The following is a 6,055-nucleotide window of genomic DNA, read 5'->3' on the forward strand; positions in this document are numbered from 1 at the left end:
TCCGGCTTCGGGGTGTCCGGGTTCTGCGGGGTTTCGGCTGCCTGCTTCGGGGCCGGGGCAGCAGGCTTAGCGGCCGCCGGCTTCGGGGCCGGCTTGGGGGCCGGACCCGGCTTCGGGCCGGGCTTGGCACCTGCGCCTGCGCCTGCGGACGGCTTGGCTGCGGAATCGGAGCCGCCGGCTCCGTCCTTCTTCTCGTAGAACGCTTCCATCTTGCGGACCACGGGGGGTTCCACAGTGGACGAAGCGGTCTTGACAAACTCACCCTGCTCCTTGAGCGTGGCGAGCAGTTCCTTGCTGGTTACGCCGAGCTTCTTGGCAAGCTCATGTACGCGTAGCTTTCCGGGCACTTTTCTCCTCTGGTTGTTACTAGAGGGCGAGTGTCCGGAAAGGGAACTCGACCTCTAGATGATGTCTGTGACGTTCATCGCTGATGCTTCATCGTGCAGTGCTCATCAGTGTTCGGTCTTCCTTACAATGTCGGGTCCGGCAGCGTTTGCTGCGAGGTACGTACGCACGTGACCTGTGTCCAGGCTGTTCCCGGACACTCGGAACGCCCGCCCGAAGGCGCGGCGCTGTTCCGCCAGCTTGAGTGCGTCGATGTTCGGGGTGATCCAGGCTCCCCTGCCGGGGAGTCGCCGTCCCGGGTCCGCCAGCAGGCGATTCGGGTCGGAGGGATCAATAACCACCCGGAGCAGCTCGGTATCGGGCTGACGCTCGCGGGTGGCGATGCAGGTACGTACGCGGATCTCGCGGGGTGCGCGGGTCTGCGTCATTCGTCTCCTACATTGGTGTGAACATCATCGGCACGTGGGCCACCGGATAGTTTACCCCATTTTCACCTGAAATTGAACTTCTCGACGCCGCGCGCGTTCCGCGCTCAGGTGAGGTCCGAGTGGATGTCGATCTTCCATCCGGTCAGGCGGGCGGCGAGGCGGGCGTTCTGCCCCTCGCGGCCGATGGCGAGCGAGAGCTGGTAGTCGGGCACGATGACCTTGGCGGTCTGGGCCTCGGCGTCGGTGATCTCGACGTTGACCACCTTGGAGGGAGCCAGGGCATTGCCGACGTAGGTCGCCGGGTCATCGGAGTAGTCGATGATGTCGATCTTCTCACCACCCAGTTCGTTCATGATGTTGGTCACGCGCTGGCCGCGGGGTCCGATGCAGGCACCCTTGGCGTTGAGGCCCTTGACCTTGCCGGACACGGCCACCTTGGAGCGGTGGCCGGCCTCGCGGGCGATGCCGATGATCTCGACGGAGCCGTCGGCCACCTCGGGGATTTCCAGCTCGAAGAGTCCGCGGACCAGTTCGGGGTGGGTGCGCGAGAGGTTGACCTGGACGTTGCGGGGCCCCTTGTTCACGCCGACGATAAACGCCTTGACACGGTCGCCGTGGACGAGCTTTTCGCCGGGGATCTGCTCGGCGGGCAGGAGGATGCCGTCCTGCGGGTCGGTTTCGGTGCCCAGCTGGACGATGACGATGCCGCGGGAGTTGGCGGTGTCATCCTTTTGCACGACGCCGGAGACGACGCGGCCCTCGAAGGACTGGTACTCGTCGAAAAGGCGGACGTTCTCGGCCTCGCGGAGACGCTTGACGATGGCGTCGCGCACCGCCCCCGCCGCAATTCGGGCGAAGTTATCGGGAGTGTCGTCGTACTCGGAGGAGACCTCGCCATCGTCGTCAAGCTCGGTGACGGTGACGGACACGGAGCCGGTGTCCTTATCGATGTCCACCCGCGCGCGGGTCTCGCCCTCATCGCCGCGGTACTCGCGGTAGGCGTGGATGAGTGCGCTGCCGATCGTCGAGAGCATGTCATCCACCGGGATGCCCTTGTCCTTCTCGATGGTGGTCAGGGCAGCCATGTCGATATTCACTTGTTGTCCTCCTGCCAGGCGATGGCCTGGTCGTAGTCATATCCGGTCAGCTCGGTCTCTGCTGCCGGGGGGTTCGAGAATTCAATTTCTACCACCGCGCGGGGGTTTTCGGAAAACTCCAGCACGCGCATCTCGCGGTCCTTCTTCACCGTCCGCACCAGCACCACGCCGGACTCATCCGGGGCCAGAGCGCCGACGCGCCACGTCGACTTCTGCCCGTCCTCCAGCAGCTCGACCAGGCGACCGCGATTGCGGCGCCAGTGGCGCGGGGCGCTGAGCGGGGCATCGACACCCGGGGTGGAAACCTCGAGGGTGTAGCCGGCGCCGAGATTGACCTCGCCGCGTTCCTCGGCGGCGTCGAGAAGCATCGAGACTTCCTGGGAGACCTGTTCCAGAAGATCCAGATCGGGGCGGATATCGGCGTCCACGAAGATGCCCACCACCGATTTACGGCCGGCGCGCGTGATCTTTATACCCTCGATATCGAGGCCGCACGCGTCCGCGACCGGGGTGATGAGGTTGATCAGTTCTGCTTCGCCAGGGAATGCCATGTTCACCACCCTATCGCGGGTAGGGTGTGCGCTGTGAAACGTCGCCTCGCCCTCCTACTGCTCGTGCCGCTGCTTGCCTCCTGTTCTGTGGAGATGCTCGGGCCGCAGCCCGATCGGCAGTTGAGCGCGCTGGCGGATCAGGCCCATGCTTCCGGGCGCGCGGCGGATGCGGCTGAGTTGGAGGCCGAGATCGCCCGCCTCTGCGGCACGCATGAGGATGGCACCACCCCCTCCTCCTGCGACTATGAGCCCACCCCCGTCGAGCCCGCAGATGGTTTCGAGGTGACCGTGGCCGCAGTCGACGATGTCCCGGCCGAGTCGCGCGACCTGGTTGCCCGGCAGGCGCTGGCTTTGGCCTCGGGCGAGGCCACGGAGCTGGAGTTGTCTGAGACGGCCGCTTCGCAGGCGCGCGAGCTGCTGGTCGGTGAATATGCCCACGTCTACGGCCTGGAGGTGGCGCAGGCTTTTCATTCCGGCACTGATTCGCTTATCGACGCCGCCGACACCCGCATCGCCGCCTTAAGAAATGTGCTCGACCCCACAGGATCGGTTCCGGTGGCCGAGCCGGGCTATGAAGTCGTGGTGGGCCTTGACCCCTCTGACGAGGGCTTTATCGACGCTTTGGAGGCCGAGCGTGAGGCCGCCTGGCTACGCGCAGTCAGTGAAGCGGACGATGATCAGTGGCGTGCCTGGCTCGCCCGCGCCGCATAGGTTTCCGACACCTTGTTGATATCTGTACTCTGTCACGAGTGAGTACATCTACCGCCCGGGCCTTCCGCTGGCTCGCCCTTCTTCTTATTGTCCTCGCGGGTGCCTCGATGTCCTTCGGCTCCGCGGAAACCCCCTCCGACCCCACCGCCATGGCTCCGGACGACGTCGACTCCACCCGCGTCGCCCAGATCCTCCAGGAACGCCCCGGTGACAACGGCGGCGCCGCGCTCGTCCTGTTCACCAGCGACGACCCCCTCGACCTTGGCGCCCTCGGACCCAAGGCCGAGGAACTCGGTGGCCCGCTGATCCCCAACGAGGACATGACCGCCGCCATGGTGCCGGTCGAGGTCCTCTCCGAGGGTCTGACCGATAACGTCGACAAGATTGAACAGCTGCGTGCCGACGCCGCCGCCGACCTCCCCGACGGTGTCACCTCCCAGGTCACCGGCCCCGCCGCCATCGAGGGCGATCTCTCGGGCGTGTTCTCCGGAGCCAACCTCATGCTGCTCGCCGTGACCGGCATCATCGTCGCGGTCCTGCTCATCGTCACCTACCGCTCCCCCGTCCTGTGGATCCTGCCGCTGCTGGTCATCGGCATCGCCGACCGAGTCGCCAACACCACCTACAGCTGGGCGCTCGACGCCCTCGGTGCGGTGTGGAACGAATCCACCGCCGGCATCCTCTCCGTCCTGGTCTTCGGTGCGGGCACCAACTACGCCCTGCTGCTCATCTCCCGCTACCGCGATGAACTGCACCGCCACTCCGACCGTTTCGAGGCGATGGCCAATGCCTGGGGCCCGACCGTGAAGACGATCTTCGCCTCCGCCGTCACCGTCATCCTCGGCGTCGCCTGCCTCCTGCTCTCCGCCGTGCCCACCACCCGTGGTCTGGGCCTGGCCTCCATGTTCGGCATCGGCATCGCCTTCCTCTTCGCCGTCTTCGTGCTGCCCGGCGTGCTGCTTTTCTTCGGCCGTTGGATCTTCTGGCCGAAGATCCCCCGCGAAGACACCGAGGTCAACCACCGCTTCTGGGACCGCATCGGCAATGTTGTGCGCTCCAGGCCCGTCATGGTCAGCGTCATCGCCATGATCTTCCTGGCTGTGGCCAGCGTCGGCGCCCTGCAGATCCGCACCGGTCTGAGCCAGTCCGAGCAGTTCATCGAGACCCCCGAATCTATCTCCGCCGCCACCGTCCTCGAGGAGAAGTTCCCCGAGCAGGACGCCACCCCGGCGATCATCGCCACCCAGGAAGTCGCCGAAGTCACCGAGATCCTCGAGGCCGAGGGCGCCAACGTCACCCCGCAGGAACCGGCCGGCGACTGGGAAATCCTCCAGGTCGCCGGAGGCACCATCGAGGAACTGCGCTCCACCCTCGAGGGCACGGACGCCCTGGTCGGCGGCCAGGAAGCCGAGCTCTACGACACCGAGCAGTCCGCGGCCGATGACCGCACCCTCATCTTCCCGGTGATCCTGCTCGTGCTGCTCATCGCGCTGATGGTGCTGCTGCGCTCGGTGCTGGCGCCGGTCATCATGACCGCCACGGTGCTCATCACCAACGTCGCCGCCCTGGGCCTGGGCTGGTGGGTCTCCACCGGCATCCTCGGCTTCGAGAAGTTCGACGCCCTCACCCCGCTCTACTCCTTCGTGTTCCTCGTGGCGCTGGGTATCGATTACTCCATCTTCCTCATCACCCGCGCCCGCGAAGAAGCCCGCGTGGTGGGGACCAAGGAAGGCGTCCTGCGCTCGCTGTCCGCGACCGGTGGTGTGATCACCTCGGCCGGTATCCTGCTGGCCGCCGTGTTCGCCGCCCTCGGTGTCCTGCCACTCGTGGTGCTCGCGCAGGTGGGCATCGTCATCTTCATCGGCGTGCTCCTGGACACCCTCATCGTCCGAACCATCCTCATCCCCGCCGTCGTCCAGCTGCTGGGTGAGAAGTTCTGGTGGCCGGGCAAGGTGAAGCCCAAGAAGGAGGCCCGCGACGACGTCGTCGCCACGGCCGCCTCTGAGCTGAGCTAGCCTGCTTCACGCGACGGCGCCCCTGCCGGGGATTACCCGGCAGGGGCGCCTACGTGTCTGCGCTCACACTGCGTTGGTGCATATCTGCTGTACTTAAGCATGGGGTATATCACCAAACGCAGGGGGATCCGCACACGGGCCAGCCCCCGCCCGGGATTACCCGGGCAGGGGCGCCTACGTGTCTGCGCTCACACTGCGTTGGTGCATATCTGCTGTACTTAAGCACGGGGTAAATCACCAAACGCAGGGGGATCCGCGCCCGGGCCCCGGTCCTACCCGCGCACCAGCTCCTGGATCCGCGCCACGGCCTCCTCGGCCGGGATCTCCAGGGTCTCGCCGCCGCGGATCCGCAGCTCGACGATGCCCTCAGCGAAGGAACGGCCCAGGATGAGCGCGAAGGGCATACCCAGCAGCTCAGCGTCCTTGAACTTCACGCCCGGGGAGACCTTGGGGCGGTCGTCGAAAAGCACCTCGATGCCGGCGGCGTCGAGCTCGGCGACGATGCGGTCGCCGGCCTCCATGGCGGCGGCGTCCTTGTTCGCGACGACGACGTGCACCTGGTACGGGGCGATCTCGACGGGCCAGTTGAGGCCCTTGTCGTCGTGGCGCTGTTCGGCCAGCACGGCCATGAGTCGGGAGACGCCGATGCCGTAGGAGCCCATCGTGGGCACGGAGCGCTTGCCGGACTCGTCGAGGATCTGCACGTCGAAGGCCTCGGTGTACTTGCGGCCGAGCTGGAAGATGTGGCCGATCTCGATGCCGCGCTCCAGCGTGAGGGTGCCCATGCCCTCGGGGGCCGGATCGCCTTCGCGGACCTCGGCAGCCTCGATGTAGCCGTCCACCTCGAAATCGCGGCCGGCGACGAGGCCGACGACGTGGCGGTTGGGGGCGTCGGCACCCGTGATCCA

General features: G+C 66.3%; 7 protein-coding genes. 2 read left to right on the forward strand and 5 right to left on the reverse strand.

Annotated elements, in window-relative coordinates:
* From Q4G50_RS14270 to rimP, 4 genes are all read right to left on the reverse strand, one after another.
* A partial coding sequence (locus Q4G50_RS14270; RefSeq protein ID WP_303378320.1) for a translation initiation factor IF-2 N-terminal domain-containing protein occupies positions 1-347 on the reverse strand: 347 nt, incomplete at its 3' end.
* A gap of 105 nt (positions 348-452) precedes the next feature.
* Complete coding sequence (locus Q4G50_RS14275; RefSeq protein WP_303378321.1) at positions 453-773, reverse strand: YlxR family protein; 321 nt, start codon at positions 771-773, stop codon at positions 453-455.
* 104 nt (positions 774-877) lie between these two features.
* The gene (gene nusA, locus Q4G50_RS14280) at positions 878-1,870 is read right to left on the reverse strand and encodes a transcription termination factor NusA (protein WP_303378322.1); all 993 of its coding nucleotides are present in this window, start codon (positions 1,868-1,870) and stop codon (positions 878-880) included.
* Positions 1,867-2,421, reverse strand: coding sequence for a ribosome maturation factor RimP (gene rimP / locus Q4G50_RS14285; RefSeq protein ID WP_303378323.1), 555 nt, complete (start codon positions 2,419-2,421; stop codon positions 1,867-1,869). The genes nusA and rimP overlap by 4 nt, the downstream gene beginning before the upstream one ends.
* 33 nt (positions 2,422-2,454) lie before the next feature.
* Between rimP and Q4G50_RS14290 the strand changes: the two genes are divergently transcribed.
* Positions 2,455-3,132 carry a hypothetical protein gene (locus tag Q4G50_RS14290; protein WP_303378324.1) on the forward strand — a complete coding sequence of 226 codons (678 nt, stop codon included), beginning with the start codon at positions 2,455-2,457 and terminating at the stop codon, positions 3,130-3,132.
* Between the two features lie 38 nt (positions 3,133-3,170).
* The gene (locus Q4G50_RS14295) at positions 3,171-5,147 is read left to right on the forward strand and encodes an MMPL family transporter (protein ID WP_303378325.1); all 1,977 of its coding nucleotides are present in this window, start codon (positions 3,171-3,173) and stop codon (positions 5,145-5,147) included.
* A 272-nt stretch (positions 5,148-5,419) separates the two neighbouring features.
* Here Q4G50_RS14295 and Q4G50_RS14300 read toward each other — a convergent pair.
* A partial coding sequence (locus Q4G50_RS14300; RefSeq protein WP_303378326.1) for a His/Gly/Thr/Pro-type tRNA ligase C-terminal domain-containing protein occupies positions 5,420-6,055 on the reverse strand: 636 nt, incomplete at its 5' end.

It is taken from the genome of Corynebacterium sp. (assembly GCF_030538285.1).
Taxonomy (GTDB): domain Bacteria; phylum Actinomycetota; class Actinomycetes; order Mycobacteriales; family Mycobacteriaceae; genus Corynebacterium.